Source organism: Rothia nasimurium (assembly GCF_928392795.1).
Classification (GTDB): Bacteria; Actinomycetota; Actinomycetes; order Actinomycetales; family Micrococcaceae; genus Rothia; species Rothia nasimurium_F.
The window spans coordinates 111,155-131,178 of the sequence record NZ_CAKMTJ010000001.1; the positions used below are offsets into that span (position 1 = coordinate 111,155).

At 59.1% G+C, this 20,024-nt stretch carries 16 protein-coding genes; 11 read left to right on the top strand and 5 right to left on the bottom strand.

Annotated elements, in window-relative coordinates; genetic code table 11:
* Positions 1 to 150: 150 nt before the first annotated feature.
* The 6 genes from guaB (at position 151) to L6963_RS00550 (ending at position 7,067) form a co-directional block, all read left to right on the top strand.
* A complete protein-coding gene (gene guaB / locus L6963_RS00525; protein ID WP_237194670.1) occupies positions 151 to 1,668 on the top strand; it encodes an IMP dehydrogenase in 1,518 nt (505 codons plus the stop codon).
* A gap of 111 nt (positions 1,669 to 1,779) precedes the next feature.
* Positions 1,780 to 2,907: a GuaB3 family IMP dehydrogenase-related protein gene (locus tag L6963_RS00530; RefSeq protein WP_237206230.1), complete on the top strand. Its 1,128-nt coding sequence runs from the start codon at positions 1,780 to 1,782 to the stop codon at positions 2,905 to 2,907.
* A 90-nt stretch (positions 2,908 to 2,997) separates the two neighbouring features.
* Complete coding sequence (locus tag L6963_RS00535; RefSeq protein WP_237194667.1) at positions 2,998 to 3,945, top strand: SURF1 family cytochrome oxidase biogenesis protein; 948 nt, start codon at positions 2,998 to 3,000, stop codon at positions 3,943 to 3,945.
* A 72-nt stretch (positions 3,946 to 4,017) separates the two neighbouring features.
* A complete protein-coding gene (locus L6963_RS00540; protein WP_237194665.1) occupies positions 4,018 to 4,569 on the top strand; it encodes a DUF3817 domain-containing protein in 552 nt (183 codons plus the stop codon).
* Positions 4,570 to 4,641: 72 nt separating this feature from the next.
* The gene (gene guaA, locus L6963_RS00545) at positions 4,642 to 6,234 is read left to right on the top strand and encodes a glutamine-hydrolyzing GMP synthase (RefSeq protein WP_237194664.1); all 1,593 of its coding nucleotides are present in this window, start codon (positions 4,642 to 4,644) and stop codon (positions 6,232 to 6,234) included.
* Between the two features lie 425 nt (positions 6,235 to 6,659).
* Positions 6,660 to 7,067, top strand: a complete 408-nt coding sequence (locus tag L6963_RS00550; RefSeq protein WP_237206231.1) for a hypothetical protein — start codon at positions 6,660 to 6,662, stop codon at positions 7,065 to 7,067.
* A gap of 14 nt (positions 7,068 to 7,081) precedes the next feature.
* Here L6963_RS00550 and L6963_RS00555 read toward each other — a convergent pair whose 3' ends face one another.
* The 5 genes from L6963_RS00555 to L6963_RS00575 all read right to left on the bottom strand — a co-directional run bounded on the left by L6963_RS00555 (position 7,082) and on the right by L6963_RS00575 (position 12,479).
* Positions 7,082 to 7,516, bottom strand: a complete 435-nt coding sequence (locus tag L6963_RS00555; RefSeq protein WP_237206232.1) for a hypothetical protein — start codon at positions 7,514 to 7,516, stop codon at positions 7,082 to 7,084.
* 243 nt (positions 7,517 to 7,759) lie between these two features.
* Positions 7,760 to 8,110 (bottom strand): VOC family protein, encoded by a 351-nt coding sequence (locus tag L6963_RS00560; RefSeq protein ID WP_237206233.1) that lies wholly within the window; start codon positions 8,108 to 8,110, stop codon positions 7,760 to 7,762.
* A 39-nt stretch (positions 8,111 to 8,149) separates the two neighbouring features.
* Positions 8,150 to 9,889 carry a glycoside hydrolase family 13 protein gene (locus tag L6963_RS00565; RefSeq protein ID WP_237206234.1) on the bottom strand — a complete coding sequence of 580 codons (1,740 nt, stop codon included), beginning with the start codon at positions 9,887 to 9,889 and terminating at the stop codon, positions 8,150 to 8,152.
* A gap of 3 nt (positions 9,890 to 9,892) precedes the next feature.
* A complete protein-coding gene (locus tag L6963_RS00570; RefSeq protein WP_237206235.1) occupies positions 9,893 to 11,626 on the bottom strand; it encodes an alpha-glucosidase in 1,734 nt (577 codons plus the stop codon).
* A 22-nt stretch (positions 11,627 to 11,648) separates the two neighbouring features.
* On the bottom strand, positions 11,649 to 12,479 hold the full coding sequence (locus L6963_RS00575; protein WP_237206236.1) for an endonuclease/exonuclease/phosphatase family protein: 831 nt from the start codon (positions 12,477 to 12,479) through the stop codon (positions 11,649 to 11,651).
* Positions 12,480 to 12,769: 290 nt separating this feature from the next.
* On the opposite strand from L6963_RS00575, the gene L6963_RS00580 reads away from it, so the two are divergent.
* The 5 genes from L6963_RS00580 (at position 12,770) to L6963_RS00600 (ending at position 20,000) form a co-directional block, all read left to right on the top strand.
* Positions 12,770 to 14,413: an alpha-glucoside-specific PTS transporter subunit IIBC gene (locus L6963_RS00580; protein ID WP_237206237.1), complete on the top strand. Its 1,644-nt coding sequence runs from the start codon at positions 12,770 to 12,772 to the stop codon at positions 14,411 to 14,413.
* A 97-nt stretch (positions 14,414 to 14,510) separates the two neighbouring features.
* Positions 14,511 to 15,278 carry a MurR/RpiR family transcriptional regulator gene (locus L6963_RS00585; protein WP_237186029.1) on the top strand — a complete coding sequence of 256 codons (768 nt, stop codon included), beginning with the start codon at positions 14,511 to 14,513 and terminating at the stop codon, positions 15,276 to 15,278.
* Positions 15,275 to 15,730, top strand: a complete 456-nt coding sequence (locus tag L6963_RS00590; RefSeq protein WP_237206238.1) for a cell shape determination protein CcmA — start codon at positions 15,275 to 15,277, stop codon at positions 15,728 to 15,730. The genes L6963_RS00585 and L6963_RS00590 overlap by 4 nt, the downstream gene beginning before the upstream one ends.
* Before the next feature lie 126 nt (positions 15,731 to 15,856).
* Positions 15,857 to 19,765 carry a DEAD/DEAH box helicase gene (locus L6963_RS00595; RefSeq protein ID WP_237206239.1) on the top strand — a complete coding sequence of 1,303 codons (3,909 nt, stop codon included), beginning with the start codon at positions 15,857 to 15,859 and terminating at the stop codon, positions 19,763 to 19,765.
* Positions 19,758 to 20,000, top strand: coding sequence for a hypothetical protein (locus L6963_RS00600; RefSeq protein ID WP_237206240.1), 243 nt, complete (start codon positions 19,758 to 19,760; stop codon positions 19,998 to 20,000). Before L6963_RS00595 ends, L6963_RS00600 begins: the two co-directional genes overlap by 8 nt.
* The last annotated feature ends 24 nt before the right edge of the window (positions 20,001 to 20,024 follow it).

Below are 20,024 nucleotides of genomic sequence, written 5' to 3' on the forward strand. Positions count from 1 at the left end.
CAGTACGAACAGGGACGGAACCCCTGATGTGAGCAAGCGGCAGTTAGCTGCCCGGGCCCTACACTCGCACATCGGGGCTAACCCGACTAAGATTAAAACCAGTGTCGCTAAGCGCCCACCTGAATACCCTCGAAAGGTAGCGAACCCTTCATGACTACTCCCACTGCACTGAGCGAAGACCCCTTCGGCTTCACCGGCCTCACCTATGATGACGTGCTGCTCCTTCCCGGCAACACCGACGTCATCCCGTCAGATGCAGACACCACCACCCGCCTGACCAAGCGCATCTCCATTGCCTCACCGATTATCTCGGCAGCGATGGACACCGTGACCGAGTCTGCCTTGGCTATTGCCATGGCTCGCCTGGGCGGTATGGGCGTGATTCACCGTAACCTTTCCATCGCTGACCAGGCCGACCACGTCGACCGCGTCAAGCGCAGCGAATCGGGCATGATTACCAACCCCGTGACCGTTGGCCCCGACGCCACCATCGCCGAGCTCGATGCCCTGTGCGGCCACTACAAGGTTTCGGGCCTTCCCGTTGTGGACGAGAACAACGTACTGGTCGGCATTATCACCAACCGCGACACCCGCTACCTGCCCGAGTCCACCTTTGAGACCACCCGCGTGCGCGACATCATGACCAAGATGCCGCTCATTACCGGCCACGAGGGCATGAGCAAGGACGAAGCCTTCGCCCTGCTGGCAGAAAACAAGATTGAGAAGCTTCCCCTGATCGACAAGGACGGCAAGCTCACCGGCCTGATTACCGTCAAGGACTTCACCAAGAGCGAGCAGTACCCCCGCGCCACCAAGGACGAGGACGGCCGCCTGCGCGTTGGTGCGGCTATCGGCTTCTTCGGCGACGGCTACGAGCGTGCCATGACCCTGGTTGAGGCAGGCGTTGACGCCCTCTTTGTTGATACCGCTAACGGCCACTCCCAGGGCGTGCTCGATATGATTGCCCGCCTGAAGAAGGATCCTGCCGCAGCCCACGTTGATGTGGTGGGTGGCCAGGCTGCTACCCGCGCTGGCGCCCAGGCTATCATCGACGCCGGTGCCGACGCGGTCAAGGTCGGCGTTGGCCCCGGTTCCATCTGCACCACCCGCATTATCGCCGGTGTTGGCGTGCCCCAGATTACCGCTATCAATGAGTCAGCTAAGGCTGCTATCCCCGCCGGTGTTCCCCTGATTGCGGACGGCGGTATGCAGCACTCCGGTGAAATCGGCAAGGCCCTGGTGGCGGGTGCGGATTCGGTGATGCTGGGCTCCCTGCTGGCAGGTACCGCTGAATCACCCGGCGACCTTATTTTCGTCAACGGTAAGCAGTTCAAGGCCTACCGCGGCATGGGCTCCCTGGGTGCTATGCAGTCCCGCGGCGGCAAGAAGTCCTTCTCTAAGGACCGCTACTTCCAGGCCGATGTATCCTCCGAAGAGAAGCTGATTCCCGAGGGCATCGAGGGCCAGGTTCCCTACCGCGGCCCCCTGTCCTCCGTACTGCATCAGCTGGAAGGTGGCCTGCGTCAGACCATGTTCTACGTCGGTGCCCACACCATTGAAGAACTCAAGAACAAGGGCCAGTTCGTGCGCATTACCTCAGCAGGTCTGAAGGAATCACACCCCCACGACATCACCATGACTGTCGAGGCCCCCAACTACCGTCGCTAAACTGTAGCGGCCAGCCCCGGTTCTCTCGCCCCTGCGGTGAGGGGCCGGGGCTTCCGAACGTTACCACGCTCGTTTGCATCAACCGGCCTACCACCGGTGAAAGGAAGATCCATGACCGACATCCAGATTGGTATGTCCAAGCGCGCCCGCCGCACCTACTCACTCGATGAAATCGCCCTGGTACCCACCCGCCGTACCCGCGATGCCCATGACGTGAACCTTAGCTGGCAGATTGACGCGTTCAAGTTCGACACCCCCATCATCGGTGCCCCCATGGACTCTGTGATGTCACCGGCTACCGCCATTGCCCTGGGCAAGCTCGGTGGGCTCGGCGTCCTCAACCTTGAGGGCCTGTGGACCCGCTACGAGGACCCCCAGCCCCTCTTTGAGGAAATCAATGCTCTCCCCGCAGACGACGCTCCTGCCGCTACCCGCCGTATGCAGGAAATCTACGCTGAGCCCATCAAGGCAGAGCTGATTACTGCCCGCCTGGCAGAGATCCGTGACTCGGGTGTCATTGTCGCAGGCTCACTGACCCCCCAGAACACCCAGGAGTTCTACCAGACCGTGGTCAAGGCTGGCGTTGACCTCTTTGTTATTCGCGGTGCAGCAGTATCTGCCCAGCACGTCTCCTCCCGCCATGAACCCCTGGACCTCAAGAAGTTCATCTACGAGCTGGACGTGCCTGTGATGGTCGGTGGCGTCACCGGCTATACCCCGGCGATGCACCTGATGCGCACAGGCGCTGCCGGTGTGCTGGTCGGTTTTGGTGGCGGGGCTGCCCTGACCACCCGCCGCGGCTTGGGCATTCAGGCTGCCATGGCCACCGCAATTTCCGATGTCGCTGCTGCTCGTTCTGACTACCTGGATGAATCAGGCGGCCGCTACGTGCACGTGATTGCGGACGGCTCCCTGGGCCGCTCCGGCGATATGGTCAAGGCTCTGGCTATGGGCGCGGACGCCGTCATGATTGGTGCCCCCCTGGCCCGAGCTGCCGAAGCTCCCGGTGCTGGCTGGTACTGGGGCAACGAGGCCCACTCGGCCGATTTCCCCCGCGGTATCCGCACCTACCAGGGCACTGTTGGCTCGCTCGAAGAGGTACTGTACGGCCCATCTGCCTACACCGACGGCAGCGCCAACCTGGTTGGCGCTCTCAAGCGTGCTCTGGCGACCTGCGGCTACACCGACCTCAAGTCCTTCCAGCGTATCGACGTCAACGTCACCCCCTACGTCAAGTAGATGATGGCCCCAGCCCCGTGCCCCTAGCTTTTCTAGGCGCACGGGGCTGACCTGCTTTCGTCCTCCCGTCTCAAGCCGAAAAGAGCAAACGTGCTAAAAACCGCTTTGACCCCCCGCTGGCTCCTCGGACTGCTCCTGGTGCTAGCGCTGGCTAGTGGTTTCGTCATGCTCAGCAAGTGGCAGATTAACGCCTCTACCCTGGGGCAGGTCACCGCAGACCCGGCTAAGGACCAGGTGCGCCCCTATAGTCGGGTACTCCAGGCCCATGACGCACTGAACATGTCTGAAGTCGACACCGTGGTTGAGGCAACCGGCAGCTATGTGCCGGGATCCACCTACCTGGTGGAAAACAAGCTGAAGGACGGTGCCGAGGGCTACTGGCTGGTCAGCCTCTTCGTTCCTGACGATAGTCAGCAGGTAAGCACCAGCCTGGGGGAGGGGCCCCGCGGTATCGTCGTGGCCCGCGCCTGGACCCCCAGCGCGGAGATTCCCGCTGAGCCCACCGGCACCGTGACCATCGCCGGGCGGGTTGTGGGTAACGACGCTCCGCTCACCAGCAAGGACGTCAGCGAAGAGAACCGAGGGAAAGGCCGAGTGCTTGCCTCCGCCAACTCCTCTTACCTGACCAACGTCTGGAACGCTGCCCTCTTCAACGGCATCTTGACCCTTGACTCTGAAAGCAGCGGGGCCACTCCGCTCACCGACCAGGGCACCATCGCTGCTACCGCAACCCTGCTCGATAGCAGCGGCGTCCTCCAGCCTATCCGCGCTGAGCAGGTCACCGACGAAACCGTTGACTGGCTCAACATCTTCTACGCCCTTGAATGGCTGGTCTTTGCGGGCTTCGCCCTCTACCTCTGGTACCGCCTGCTCAAAGACTCGGTCGAAAAGACCACAGACCCCACCCTCTACTTCGAATACGAGGGGCAGTACTGGGTCGATGAAGAAACCGGCCGCCCCTACTACTGGGACCCGGCAGATCAGGCTTACTACTACTTTGATGATATTCAGGACGCCCCCGCCCCACCTGCCCGGTAGGGGCTAGCTGGCCCACCGGCGTCCGCCCACCACCGAACAGACCACCCATACCAGCTAAGGGAGAAACCAGCTGTGAGCGAGAACCCCACTCCGCGCCCCGTCCACCGTACCGATGGCAAGAAAGTAACCCTCGCTGAGGGAGCCACCGAAACCAATGCCGCAGGCGGTTTTACCGTTCGCAAGAAATTCGGCGGAACCGAGTCACAGATTCGCGGGGCCCTGACCTTCTACAAGTGGTGCGCCTGGATTTCAGGCACCTTCTTGCTGCTATTGGTTGCCGAAATGATCAGCCGTTACATCTTCGGCTACGACCTGGTGGCCGGTGGCGTAGATGCCCAAACCGGTGAAACCGTGGCCCTGGGCTGGCTCAACCTCGAGACCGGCAACCTGCACGGGGGCCTGAACATCTCCACATGGATCCTGATTATTCACGGCTGGTTCTATGTCGTCTACCTCCTCTCCTGCTTCCGCCTCTGGCTGCTTATGCGCTGGGCTCTGCCCCAGATGATTGTCATGGCCCTGGGCGGTGTGGTTCCCTTCCTCTCCTTCATCGTGGAACGCCGCATCTACGCAGAAACCCTGGCCCTACTGGCAGCCAACCCGCAGGCCACCAAACGTTACTAGGTCTAGCGCTTCCCTGCACTAGAATAGAACCCAAGGATTACCCTTCAACCCCAACCGAAAAGGTATATACCTGTGACTACCCACAACCCCATCGAGGAGCTCGAAGAGCGCCCCGTACTGGTCGTTGACTACGGCGCCCAGTACGCGCAGCTCATCGCGCGCCGCGTGCGTGAGGCCGGTGTCTACTCGGAGCTGGTTCCTCACACCATGCCCACCGAGAAGATGCTCGCCAAGAACCCGGCTGCAATTATTCTGTCTGGTGGCCCCTCATCCGTATACGAGGACGGCGCCCCCAAGGGCGACATCGCCATGTTTGAAGCGGGCGTACCCGTTTTCGGTATCTGCTACGGCTTCCAGGTCATGGCCCAGACCCTCGGCGGTACCGTCGCTAAGACCGGCCTGCGCGAATACGGCGCAACCGACGCCGTGGTCTGTGCAGAGAACTCTTCCTTCCTGACCGGTACCCCCAAGACCCAGAACGTCTGGATGAGCCACGGCGATTCTGTCTCTGAAGCCCCCGCAGGTTTCGAGGTGCTGGCCCAGACCCCCGGCGCAGCCGTTGCAGCCTTCGTCGATGAGAAGCGCAAGTTCGGTGGCGTGCAGTGGCACCCCGAGGTTAAGCACTCCGACTACGGCCAGGTTGCCCTGGAGAACTTCCTCTTCAACGTAGCGGGTCTGAAGAAGACCTGGTCAACCGGCAACATTATCGAAGAGCAGGTCGCTAAGATTCGCGAGCAGGTTGGCGATGACCAGGTCATCTGCGCCCTGTCCGGCGGCGTTGACTCATCTGTTGCCGCAGCCCTGGTCCACAAGGCTGTGGGTGATCAGCTCACCTGCTTCTTCATCGACCACGGTCTGCTGCGCGAGGGCGAACGTGAACAGGTTGAGCAGGATTACGCTTCAACCATGGGTATCAAGGTTGTGACCATCGACGAGTCAGAGCGCTTCTTGGGCGCCCTGGCCGGTATCACCGAGCCCGAAGCTAAGCGTAAGGCGATTGGCCGCGAGTTCATCCGCTCCTTCGAAGCTGCCCAGCGCAAGCTGATTGAAGAGGCCGGTGCTGAAGGCACTGACATCAAGTTCCTGGTGCAGGGCACCCTCTACCCCGATGTTGTTGAATCTGGCGGTGGCGAGGGCGCTGCGAACATCAAGTCCCACCACAATGTGGGTGGCCTGCCCGACGACCTGCAGTTTGAGCTGGTTGAGCCCCTACGTACCCTCTTCAAGGACGAGGTTCGCGCCATTGGCCGTGAGCTGGGTGTTCCCGAGAAGATTGTTGCCCGTCAGCCTTTCCCCGGCCCCGGCCTGGGTATTCGCGTGATTGGTGAGGTCACAAAGCATAACCTGGATATCCTGCGTGCTGCTGACCTGATTGTGCGCGAGGAACTGACTGCCGCGGGCATGGACGAGGAAATCTGGCAGTGCCCCGTGGTGCTGCTGGCGGACGTCCGCTCCGTTGGTGTGCAGGGTGATGGTCGTACTTACGGTCACCCGATTGTGCTGCGCCCGGTCTCATCTGAGGACGCGATGACTGCTGACTGGTCACGCCTGCCTTATGACCTGTTGGCGAAGATTTCTAACCGGATTACGAATGAGGTTGCTGAGGTGAACCGAGTGGTTCTGGACGTGACGTCAAAGCCTCCGGGAACGATTGAGTGGGAATAACAAAAATTTTCCCCAACAGGGGAAAATAAAATTTTTGTTATTCCGCGAGCCTGCGAGCGGTATGACCGACTTAGCGTGGCTGCCGCTTACGGGCCTCGTATACCTGAACAGCCCCCGTCCTTTCCTCCTTATGAGGGAGTGGGCGGGGGCTGCTGTGTGGGTGCGGCTGTGCTTTAGCTATCGAAGTCGAACATCAGGGCGATGCCGTATTGATTTGCTCTGGAGACTTAAAATTTTCAAAAAATACTGTAAGGCATCAGATATAAAGTATTATGTAGTCTAGGGTTCCCTCTGCATGGAATGGGTGTAGCTTTGTATAGCTGTAAACTTTTTATTAATGATATTTAGGTGGGTTAGGGTACGAGTAGCAACAGCAGATATATAGGTAAGTTATCAGTTTGCTAGGCTAGAATAGGGGAAAATTGTTGACTAAATATTCAAATTCAGATGAAATGGACAAAAAGAGTGAACCTACATTAAAAGTTTCAGATGGTTTAATTTTTACTTTTCTGGTGTCGATCCCGTTTCAGCCATTTGGAATTTTTGGTATTTTAAATTCAACTAATCAATTTAATGCGTTGATGATTTATTTAGGCGTTGCTTTTCTTGTTGCTGTAATTCTTCAAATTTTCCGTAAGATGACAGCATTTTTGTTATTGGCAGTACTGGCAGAGTACTCTATGTTTATCCTCGGAACCAATACGGAAAGAAATTTTGGCGTCGCGCAAATGAACTTAGTGAATATTGTAGCTACCGGTGCACTGTTTGGTGCCCTTGTTAGAGGTGTTCTGATAAGCATTTTTCCGAAAGTGCAGAAATTCTTGGGTAAGTGAGTTGGAATTCTGTATTACTCAGGAGTTGCTCCTTCGATATAGTAAACTCTTTGGAGGCTCATGAAAAGTTGCCAGTTGCCAACCTTGATTTTTACTTTCTGCCCTACCAGTTCATTTACCTTGGCAGCAAAATCTTCATTGCTCATCTTTTGAGTACCTGCATATTCGAAAGGCTGATCTCCACATTCCTCTGTGAAGAAAATAACATCTTCGCTACTGCTGTAAGACTTTGAACCAGACTTGAGGATTCCAGAATCTTTGATTGTGCATTCCATGGTCGTGTTCCAGTGTTTATTTATTGGACTTGAGAGAGTGATGAATAGGATCCCGTAAATGATAGGGGCGATAAGTAGAAAAAACAAAATGAAATCAAAAATGTCATTTGGTGTAAATTTTTTCTGAATTTTTTTGTTGATTTTACTATTCTCGGCATTCATTGTGGAATCCAAAATTTTAATTTGTTGGAAGCTGGGGTTGTGTGGAAATTAAATGACCGTATCGGTGCTATGCCTGGATTATGTAGCCTGATGTTAGGTGTCTCCTGGTCAGACCGTACCTTGATAATTTAGCATAGTGGAATGCTTGCTAAGGGGAAAAGTAGAGTTGATTATTGAAATAATAAATTAGCCCCCGTCCCTTCCCCTAGTAGGGAAGTGAGCGGGGGGGGGGCTGTTCTGCTCGTGCGGTTGTGTTTAGCCGCCGAAGTTGAACATCCAGGCGATGCCGTATTTGTCGGTGAGGGAACCAAAGGTGGCGCCCCAGGGGGCGGCTGTGAGGGGCTGGACGTTGGTGGCGCCGTCGGAGAGCTTGTCGAACCAGGGGCGGGCGGTTTCGACGTCCTCGGTGGGGCCGATGAGGGAAGCTTCCATGTTGGTGGTGGCCTGCGCCGGGGCTTCTGAGAGGGCAGCGCCATCTGATACGCGCAGGTTGAAGCCGTGTTCGGTAATGAGTTCGGCGTGCATGACCAGGTTTTCGTGCTCGGGGGCAACGGGGGCCTGGAAGTCCTTGAAACAGAAAAGACCATCTAAATCAGAAAAACCCACCTGGTTCGTGGGTTTTTCCGATTTAGATGGTACCTAGTGTTAGGCGGCGATACGGTAGATTCGGGCCTCGTAGGGGCGCAGGGTCAGCTCAGCCCCAGCAGCCTGCTCGGCGGCGTCCGCGTAGTTAGCCAGCACCACCTGGGCGTCCGCACCCTCCAGCACCTGGTAGGAGCGGGTCAGGACGCCGTCGGTAAAGTTAGCGACGACCAGCAGCTTCTCGCCCTCCCCGTGGCGCTCATAAGCGTAGACCTCAGAATCTTCGGGGTCCAAGGGTACAAAGGAGGCGTAGACCAGCAGATCTTTGAGCTCGCCCCGGCGCAGGGCTACCAGCTGCTGGTAGTAGCGCCACAGGGAATCCTCACGGTTCACAGCCTCAGCCGCGTTGATCTCGGCGTAGTTCTCATTCAGCCCAATCCAGGGGGTGCCGCTCGTAAAGCCGGCGCCGGCGTCCGCGCTCCACTGCACGGGGGTGCGGGCGTTGTCACGGCCCTTGGCGTAAATCAGGGCCATGGCCTCGTCTGCGCTCATGCGGTCGTGCTCGGTGACCATGTCGGTGTAGAAGTTGATGGAGTCGAGGTCCTTATAGTCCTCGATCGAGTCGAACTGCACGTTGGTCATGCCGAACTCTTCACCCTGATAGATGTAGGGGGTGCCCTGCATACCGTGCAGCACGGTGGCCAGCATCTTGCCGGAGAGCTCCCGGTACTCGGGTGAATCGTTACCAAAGCGGGAGATGACGCGGGGCTGATCGTGGTTGTTCCAGTAGAGCGAACCCCATGCCTTGCCGTCCAGCTCGGTCTGCCAGGTGTTGAGAATCTGCTTCATCTCGGTCAGCTCAACCGGCTTGCGGGACCACTTGCCCATGCCGGTCTCGGGGTCAGAGTCCAGGCCCATGTGCTCAAAGTGGAAGATCATGTGCAGCTCGTCGGTGGTGAAACCGGAGAACTGGACGGCTTCATCGGGGCCGGTGGCGCTCATCTCGCCCACGGTCATGCAGTCGTACTTGTCGAAGGTTTCCATGTTGAGCTCGTGCATCCACTCGTGCACCTTGGTGCCGTTTTCAATCACGAACGGAATAGACGAGGAGTGCTTTTCGGGGTCGACGCTGGGGTCATCGGGCAGGCCCTCGGGCTTGGAGATGATGTTGATAGCGTCCAGGCGGAAGCCGTCGACGCCCTTATCGAGCCAGAAGGTGACCAGGTCAAAGATTTCCTGGCGGACCTTGGGGTTTTCCCAGTTGAGGTCGGGCTGCTTGCGGGAGAACATGTGTAGGTACCACTGGTCGGTGGTTTCATCGTATTCCCAGGCCGGGCCGCCGAATTCGCTGCCCCAGTTGTTGGGGGGTAGGGGCTTGCCGTCCTCATCGACGCCCGAAGAATCCCGCCAGATGTAGTAGTCGCGGTAGTCGTTATCGCGGGAGGCACGGGACTTTTCGAACCACTCGTGCTCGTCGGAGGAGTGGTTGACCACCAGGTCCATCAGGATCTTGATACCGAGGGAGTGGGCGGTTTCGAGCATGGTATCGAAGTCGTCCATGGTGCCGAACTCGGGCATAATAGCCCGGTAGTCGGAGATGTCGTAGCCCATGTCGTCGTTGGGGGAGGCGAAGACGGGGGAAAGCCAGATGACGTTAATTCCCAGGTCTGCCAGGTAGGGCAGGCGGGCGGTGATGCCGGGGATATCGCCGATACCGTCGCCGTTGGAGTCGTTGAAGCTGCGCGGCCAAATCTGGTAGACGACCGCTTCCTTCCACCAGGTCTTTCCTGAATTATCTGCCATGGTTTAGTCCCTTTCGTAGAGGTAAATCTTTGCTTCGTAGGGGCGCAGGGTTGCGCCCTGGTCGTCGGTGTAGTTGCTGCTGATCAGAGTGCGCTCGCCAGCCGGTTCGGTGAAGGTGCGGGTCAGGACGTCCTGAGTAAAGTTGGCGATGACCAGCAGGGTTTGGCCGTTGGTGGGGCCGGTGCCCTGGCGCAGGTAGGCGTAGACCTGGCCGTCTTCGGTGGCGGGTACTTCTGCTGAATCAATTAGCTCGTAGACACCGTTGACCATGATGGGGTGGGCATGGCGCAGGCTGATGAGGTCGCGGTAGTGGTAGAAGACCGAGTTTTCATCGGCAAGGGCTGCCTCGGCGTTGATTTCAGTGTAGCGGGGGTTGAGCTTCAGCCAGGGGGTGCCGCTGGTGAAGCCAGCCTGCTCACCGGCCGTCCACTGCATGGGGGTGCGGGCATTATCGCGGCCGGAGGCTGAGATATAGCGCAGCATGGTGTCGTGATCGACCACACCGGAGCCAACCAGCTTGGCGTAGTGGTCGTGGATTTCCAGGTCGTTGTAGTCGGCCAGGTCGGTGAAGAAGACATTGGTCATACCCAGCTCTTCGCCCTGGTAGATGTAGGGGGTACCTGCCATGCCGTGCAGCACGGTGCCCAGCATCTTGGCGGAGAGAACCCGGTACTCGGGCGAATCGTTGCCGAAGCGGGAGACAGCGCGGGGCTGGTCGTGGTTGTTCCAGTAGTTGGCGTTCCACCCCTTACCGGCTAGGTCCACCTGCCACTTGGTGAGGATCCGCTTGAGGTCGCGCAGGTCAAAGCGTTCATCGTTCCACTTGCCCAGGGCGGGGTTGGGGTTGGCGTCCACGCCCATGTGCTCGAACTGGAAGAGGGTTTGCAGTTCGCCGCGGTCAAAGCCGGTGTAGAGCAGGCCGTCGGCGGTGGTGACGCCAGGGGCCTCACCCACGGTAATGACGGGGTAGTGGGAGAGCACCTCACGGTTCATCTCTGCCAGGTACTCGTGTACGCGGGGGCCGTTAGCTGCCATGGTGATGGAGTCTGTGCCGCCCCCGGCTGCAACCTGGGGGTCATCGGGGTAGGCCGGGTCTTTAGAGATCAGGTTGATGACGTCCATGCGGAAGCCATCGACGCCCTTATCGAGCCAGAAGCGCATGAGGTCGTAGACCTCGTTGCGCACGACAGGGTTTTCCCAGTTGAGGTCGGGCTGCTTGGTCGAAAAGAGGTGCAGGTAGAACTGCTCGGTGGTAGGCTCCCATTCCCAGACGGAGGGGGAGAAAGCCGCGACCCAGTTATTGGGCGGAATCGGGGTGCCGTCCTCGGTAAAGCCTGCCGGGTCCTTCCAGATGTAATAGTTGCGGTAGGGGTTCTCCCTGCTGCTCTTGGCCTGCACGAACCAGTCGTGTTCGTCGGAGGTGTGGTTGACGACCAGGTCCATCATGATCTTGATGCCGGCTGCGTGAGCGGTCTCAAGGAGCTCATCAAAGTCTGCCATGGTGCCGAACTCGTCCATGATGTCCCGGTAGTCGCTGATGTCGTAGCCGTTGTCGTCGTTGGGGGACTTGTAGATGGGGGAGAGCCAGATGACGTCCACCCCGAGCTTGGCCAGGTAGGGGATTTTCTCGGTGATACCGGGAAGGTCGCCGATGCCGTCGCCGTTGGAATCGTTGAAGGACCGCGGGTAAATCTGGTAGACAACGGGTTCTTGCCACCACTGGGTTTCGACTGTCATGATGTGCTCCTTTGCGGTTTGGCTAGATATCGAGGGTCAGTAGCAGACCGGAATGGTCTGAAATTGCGGTTTCGTCGGTGTCGGGGAAGACGACCTCGTGGGTGCGGACGCGCGTGGGCCGGTCGGTCAGCACAAGGTCGATACGCAGGGCTTGGGTGAGATTATCCCAGCCATGGATGGCCTTGTGAACGGTAAACTCGCCGGTCACCTGCTCAGCTACCGTGTAGGTATCAATCCAGCCCCGCTCCTGCATCAGATCATAACCTTCACCCTGCACCTGAGCCGCATTATTAAAATCGCCGGCAAGAATCACGGGAGCACCGTTAGCTAGCTGCTTCATCTGCCCCTCTAGCTGGGTGAACTCATCAGCAAAGAGGGCTACCTCACCGAGTTTCCACCAACTCATATGGGCGCTCGCAACCCAGGCGCCACCGAACTCCTCACCCAGCTGAACCGCCACAGCAACCCGCCGGGCGACGTCCTGATCCGTATACGCCGGCGAAAGATCAACTAGCTCACAGCGCTCAAAGGGCTGCCGGGTCAAAAGAGCGACACCCTCGTCATAGCGGTCAAATCCCAGATGAGACACCGACCAGGCCCAGTGGTAGGGGGAACCCAGCTGCTCCAAAAACTGGTTCAGCAACAGAGCATAGTTATCCTGGCGGACGGGGCGGTCAGCACCCCCGGCAAAGCCCAGCGGGGCATCTACCGCGGGGGACTTCACAAACTGGTTGACCTCCTGTAGAGCAACCACATCAACCTGCTCCCGCACAATAAACTGAGCCAACTCAAAAATTTTGGGAATCTGGTGCACCTCAAGCCAGCTATGGGTGTTCAGAGTTAATAGTTTCATCGAGGACAAGCGTCACTTTCGCGGGTGAAGAAGGGAAACCTACGGCTACCCATCCTAGGTGCGCCGAGCCTGTCTGCCCCCAACAAACCCGGCTCCCGAGCCCCGGCACTTTTACCCGCTCCCGAAAAACGTGCCGGTTCACGGCATTAATGCCAAAGTACCCCAAATCACTCTCGCGGGCCCCCAAAGAATGGTTAGATAGGCCTAGTAATCACACGGGTGGCGCTCCGCACACACCAACGCAGCAAGCAGACGGCGAGCCCCACCTATACACGAAAGGTTCTTATCCGATGATGGAGAAGATTCAGAGGTTCGGCTCGGCCATGCTGGCCCCCGTCCTCATCTTTGCATTCGCCGGTCTTGCAGTGGGTATCGCCATTATCTGCAAGAACGAGCAGCTTCTGGGCAGCATCGCCGCAGAAGGTACCGGCTGGTACAACTTCTGGTCCGTTTGGGAATCAGGCGCATGGACCGTCTTCAACCAGATGGAACTCCTCTTTGTTCTGGGTCTTCCCATCGCTCTGGCTAAGACCGCCCAGGCCCGCGCCGTACTCGAAGCCGGCATGATTTACCTGACCTTCAACTACTTCGTTGCTTCTATCCTCAGCATCTGGGGCGACAAGTTCGGTGTAGACTACAGCGTTGATCTTTCTGAAGGTGCAGCAGGTACCGGTCTGAAGCTGATCGCGGGTATCAAGACCCTCGACACCGGCATCTTCGGTGCCATCATCATCTCCGCTATCGTTGTATGGCTGCACAACCGCTACTTCAACACCAAGCTGCCCGACTTCCTCGGTATCTTCCAGGGCACCCAGTTCGTCTACGGCCTGGGCTTCTTCCTGATGATGCCTATCGCGCTCGCCTTCGTCGCTATCTGGCCCACCATCCAGACCGGCATTGGCTCCCTGCAGGGCTTCTTCATCTCATCCGGCGTCTTCGGCGTATGGCTCTACACCTTCCTTGAGCGCATCCTGATCCCCACCGGCCTACACCACTTCATCTACACCCCCTTCGTCTTCGGCCCCGCCGTTGTTCCGGACGGCATCACCAAGTACTGGGTTGCTAACCTCGAAACCTTCGCAGCATCAACCACCCCCGTCAAGGAACTCTTCCCCGGTGGCGGCTTCGCCCTGCACGGTAACTCCAAGGTCTTCGGCCCCCTCGGTATCGCAGCAGCCTTCTACACCACTGCTCGCCCCGAAAAGCGCAAGGAAACCCTGGCTCTGCTGATCCCCGTCTGCCTCAGCGCAATCCTGATCGGTATCACCGAGCCCCTCGAATTCACTTTCCTCTTCCTGGCACCCCCGCTGTTCGCAGTACACGCAGTCCTGGCCGCAACCATGTCAGCTACCATGTACGCCTTCGGCGTTGTCGGTAACATGGGCGGCGGTCTGATTGACTTCCTCTTCCAGAACTGGATCCCCATGTGGCCCAACCACTCAGGTATGGTTCTCACCCAGATCGGTATCGGTCTGTGCTTCACCCTGATCTACTTCGTCGTCTTCCGCTTCCTGATCCTCAAGTTCGACTTCAATACCCCCGGTCGCGAAGTAGACGGTGACGAAACCAAGCTCTACACCAAGGCTGACTACAAGGAAGCCAAGAAGAACGGCACCCTCGGTGCTGAAGGTGCCGCTGCCGCAGGTGCAGCTGCTGGTACTGCAACCGCAGTAGCATCAGACCCCTACACCCAGCGCGCAACCGACTTCCTGGCTCTGCTCGGCGGCCCCGCCAACATCACCGATGTGAACAACTGCGCCACCCGCCTGCGCGTCTCAGTAGATGACCCCTCACTGGTCGCTACCGAAGCTGACTTCAAGTCTTCAGGCGCACTGGGCCTGGTCAACAAGGGCAAGGCCTTGCAGGTCATCGTCGGTATGGACGTACCCCAGGTCCGCGACAAGTTCGAAGAAATGGTCAACGCTGGCAAGTAATCGCTAGCTAGTACCCGCTGATACCCCAAGGGCTCCTGAGTAAAACCACCTATACTGTATAGAACTGCAGTGACCGTGAAATACTCAGGAGCCCTTGGTGGACTTACAGGAACTTGTCAACGCGCATCAGAACCGCCTCAGCGACACCGAACGCGAAATCCTCGCCTTCATGCTCAACAACGAGCAGTTTGTTGCCGACTCAACCATCAGCGCCCTGGCCCACAAGACCTTCACCTCGACGTCCAGCATTATCCGCCTGACAAAGAAGCTAGGGTTCTCCGGCTTCGCCGAACTGAAGTTTTTCGTGAAAAATTCACTTCTAGATGCAGCATCGCCTAACACAGATTTTCTAGAGAGCGGCCGCACCGACATCCTCAAAACCTACGAGGGTCTCACCAACGTCAACTTCGAGCCCATCCTCAAGAAAATTGAATCGGCCCGTACCATCTACTGCTACGGAACCGGTTTTGCCCAGCGCACCGCTATTCAAGAATTTTCAAAGTCCATGCTGGCTTGCGGAAAATTCACCCACGTCATTCCGGCCTCCAGCGAGTTTAGGGGGAGCATCGGCGTCATGAAGCCCGATGACCTGGTCATCATAGCCTCCCTCTCGGGCGAGACCGAAAGCGCTCTACCGACGGTACGGGCCCTGGCCGCCCGCAAAATCCCGATGATTGCCATCACCGCACTTGGCGTCAACACGATTTCTGCCGCCGCAGATTTTTCCCTCCACTACGAGTCCACACCCACCGTCACTGGAACAGCCAAAGAGCCCTACCACTCTTTTGTGGCTCTGAGCGTGCTGCTGGACTACACCGTTCGCCAATACATCCAGTACATCGATACCCAAGAAAAGAATTCATGAACGCCCTGCTCTATGCCCTGCGCGATACCCAGCGCCTCCGCACCTTCCTCTTCTGGTACTGGCTTATCAGCCCCATGGTTTTCTTCTTCTACCAGTTTGCGGTATCGCGAGGAGAGAATGTGGACTTCCGTGAAATGTTGAACGAACCCGCTATCGCCCTTGCCTTTATCGTCAGCTGCATGTCACTGATTATGGTGGGCCTGCTGCGGGCAGCAGAAACCGAAAATGAAAATACCGAGCGCAGCTTCGGTATGTTTGCTGTAGCCCAGCAGCTACTCACCGGCAACGTTCCTGGCTTCCTGCTGAGCTACTTCTATACCCGTTCCCTCTGGGACGCCCCGCGTGAGCCCTTCGCCCCCCGCCTCCGCTGGGTTATCCTTGCGGGCATGGCCCTGCTTGGTCTCCTATCCCTGCTTACCCTGCTGGCCTACTTCAACCTGGCCACCGGCTAAAAACCAACCCCGGCCCTGTTCCCTGGGAACAGGGCCTTCTTGTAGCGCCTGAGAATCTGTGCTGCGGGCCCGAAAGCTCTATGATGGTAGGGAAGTTAACACGTGCAGAAAGCTAGAGTAGATTCAGTGAACGAGCAGGTAAACCCTGAAACCGCTAACGAGCGTCCTACCGGTGCCGCAGCACCCTGGTCCCAGGGCCATGCACAAACCCCGCTGGAAACCCCGGACTCTACCGCTGATGAACAGGTAACAGCCCAGGTACAGGCAGGTCTTGAAGCCTGGGCCGAGCAGATGGAAACCTATACCGGCCCCGATGCCATGTTGGACTTCAACCAGGTCGACTACGTGCACATTGACCTCACCGATGCCAACTCTTCGGGTGTTGCCCAGATGTTTATGGGCAGAAAGACCCGCCTCTCTACAATCTTGCGCGACAAGTCCAAACTTGAAGCCGGTATGGTGGCTGCCCGTGCCCTGCGCACCAAAATCTTTGAGCTGGCGACCGGGCACGGCCTGGATGCGGGCTACTTCGTAGCGGGTACAGCTTCCTGGCTTTCACGCGATGTGCGCGAGGACGGAATGGTGGGGGAGAAGCGCTTTATCGCCCCTATCCTGATGGCTCCTCTTGCTATCACCCCCCACCCCACCAGCGATGACTTCGAGATTCAGCTGACCGGCCCTGCCCAGCTGAACCCCGCCATGGTGCGGCAGATCAAGAAAGAGTACGGCATCGACCTGGGCACTATGGACGTTGCCCAGCTGGCTAACTCCATGCGCAAGCTAGATCCCGAGCCGGTCATTGAGCGCATGCGGGCTACGACCGGTGCCGTCCCCGGCATGACCATTCGCTCTACCTATTTCATCTCGACCTTCGCAGATCTCAAGGAAAGCACCGGGGAGCTACCGGCAACCGCCCACACCCCGCTCGTCCGCGATATTGCCCAGCTCAAGCTCAACCCGCTGGAGCAGCCCTTCGTTGCCCCCATCCACAACACCCGCGAACCCCTTGATAGCCGCGACCCTGATACCGACATGCTGGTGGTGGACGCGGACGCCAGCGGGCAGGATATCGTCGACCTGGCCCACCTGGGGCACTCCCTAGCCGTGACCACCGCTCCCGGTACCGACCAGCTCGGTACCGCAGCCAACATCGCTGCTGCCCTGATTCACCAGGGTAAGTCTGTACTTGTGGTGGGAGAAAAACGCTCAACTCTTACTGACTTCACCAGCCTCTTGGAGCGCACCCACCTCACCGACCTCACCTTCGATCTGCTGACCGAACGCGACTCCGAGGACTACCGGCAGGAGTTCATCTCAGCGATTGTGCGCGATGAGAAGGCTCCCGCCCCCAACGTCACCGATATCCACCGGGAACTGGTAGAAACCCGTGCCAAGCTGCGCGGCCACACCGAATCGCTGCGGTTCACCGAATCCCGCTGGGGCTGCTCTGTCTACGATGCCCTGCAAACCCTGGCAGCGCTTACCGCCCAGGACCCGGCGCCCTCTACCCAGGTACGTCTAGCCCGCACCACCATGGACGAGCTGACCCGCCGCACAGAGACCGTCCACAAGCTCCAGCGCCTAGCAGACCTCGGGGGCTTCCGTCCCTCCACCCGGGCCTCAGCCTGGCACCGGGCTAAGCTCACCAGCCCAGAAGATACCGAAGCCGCCCACGCCCTGGTCAAGAGCCTGCGTACTTCCCTGAACGAGGTGTCAGCGGGCATGACCCTCATGGCCGACGAAACCGGCCTGAAGCCCGCCACTACCATGGACGACTGGGGAACCCAGCTTGACCTGCTCGAACGTATCGCTGATACCCTCACCCGCTTCAGCCCCGATATCTTCGACCGACCTGTCACCGACCTGATTGCCGCCACCGCGAGTGGAACCTGGCGACGAGAGCACGGCATCGACATGTCGAGCATCCAGCGCTCCCGCCTGCGCCGGGCCGCCAAAGAATACATCGTGCCCGGCGTTAACATCTCAGACCTGCACGAGAACCTCTTCATCGTTCAGGGTCAGCGCGAAGAATGGATTGGCCTGGCTAAGGACGAACGCGTCCCCACTATCCCCGAGAACCTCGCCGACCTGCGGGCCCGCTATACCGCCCTGCTCGAAGAATTCACGGGGCTAGCTATCGTGCTGGAAGATTCCCCGGCCGGCACCCGCTTCTCATCCACACCCCTCAACCAGCTCGAAGAGAGGCTCGCCGCCCTCATCGACGACGAATGGCTACTGCGCACCCTGCCCGAGCGCGTCCGCCTCACCCGGGAACTGAGCGACCAGGGCTTGGGCGAACTCCTCGACGACTTCTACGAACGCCAGCTCGAAAGCGACGCTGTAGCTGCCGAACTTGAACTTGCCTGGTGGCAGACCGCCCTTGAAATGATGCTGGCCTCTCAAGAACTTGAGATTCTGAGTGCAGACACCCTGCGCGACCTCGAAACCCGCTTCCGCCGGGCAGACTACTCGCACCTGGCGTCCGCCCCTGCCCGCCTGCATGCCCGCGTAGCCGATACCTGGCGCGCCCGCATCCACGAGTACGACCACGAAGCGGCCTTCCTGCGCAGCCAGCTCAAGAGCCACGAGTTCAACCTCCAGCAGGTGCTGACCCATGCCCCCACCATGGCCACCACCCTACTACCCCTGTGGATTACCAGCCCCTTCGCCCTCTCAGGCAAGGTGCCCACCGGTATGCGCTTTGACGCAGCGATCCTGCTCGATGCCGAGTCCACCCCGCTGGCAGCTAACCTACCTGCCCTCATCCGGGCAGAGCAGGTCATTGCCCTGGGTGACCCCCACAGCGGCTTCCCCTCACCCTTCATGGTCTCTGCGGTAGCCCAGAACGCGCCGGTCATCAAGAACCAAAAACTGGTCAGCACCTTCGAAGCCCTAGCCAAGGTCCTGCCCGCACGTTCCCTAGCTACCGTCAATCGAGCCGTAGACCCCGCCCTCTTTGGCTACCTCAATGAACACTTCTACGGCGGGGCTCTCACCAGCTACCCCTGGGGGGAAGAAATTACCGACGGCACCCCGGCTCTCACCGTGGAATATGTGGACGTCACCGGGCGGGTCTCCGACAACGCCGCCCTTGATTCACCCAGCCTTGAGGTACAGCGGGTAGCCGAAATGGTCATCGAGCACGCCTACCGCAGCCCCCAGCAGACCCTAGCAGTAGTTACTACCACAGCCCGTCACGCCCAGCGTATCGCCGAGGCCGTCCGCCAGCTACTGGCGCGCTACCCCCAATTCGCCCCCTACTTCGCAGCGGGGGACGAGTCCTTCCGCGTCGTTGATGTCTCCCGCGCCGTCGATATGGAACGAGACGTCATCATCTTCGCCCTTGGCGCCGGCAAAACAGCCCAGGGCGCAGCCCACCACTTCGGGCACCTTTCCGAGCGCAGCGGCCGCGAAAGCTTCGTGCTTGCAACCACCCGCGCCCGCCACCTCACCCGCCTGGTCACCTGCGTAACCCCCGAAGACCTAGACCCCCAGCGCCTAGAATACGGGGCCTTCGATATCTACCGCCTGCTGCTGGCCTACCGCCGTGAGCAAGAAGCCCGCGCCGCTCAGGAACTGACCAAGCCCATCACCGACAAGCTACCGGTCAACGAGTTCCTCACCAACGACCACCTAGAAGCCATCGACATGGGCGACTGGCTGCTCAACGACCTGGTGCGCCGCCTGGGCCAGCACAGGGTCACCCTGCATGAATCAGCTGTTCCTCTGATTTCGTTGATTGTGACGAGCGAGGAAGAATCCCTACTGGCCGGAGCAGTAGCTAGCCCCCGGGCCCGCACCATGGTGCAGGACGTGGACCGTACCACCCCGGTGAGGGTACCCCTGGCCGTCGTATCCGACGGATCAGACGCCTATGCCGCCATGAGCGTGCGCGAACGCTCCCGCCTGATCCCGGAGCTTCTGGCCCGTACCGGCTGGAACCACATGACCTGCTGGACTATCGAGGTCTTCTCAGACCCCGAAACCCTGGTCGGCCGGATTGGAAGCTACCTGGGGCTGGGGCGCAATGAGTAAGCCATCAGGCGCTGATCCAGCAGGTGCAGGGGCTAAAATCCCTGGCCCCGGCTACAGTCCCGTACCCAAAAAACGGCGCGGCCACCGCCGGGCCACCGGCGGCTCAGCCTTCACCGGCACCGAACCCAAACTGGCAGGCCTCACCGAACCAAGTGCGTCCGCCCCGGCTACCGAGGGGGAGGATGCCCGGGCAACCTGGCTCAAAGAACAACGCCCACCCCACTACGGGCAATAAAAGAAGGGGCTGCCTGCCACATAC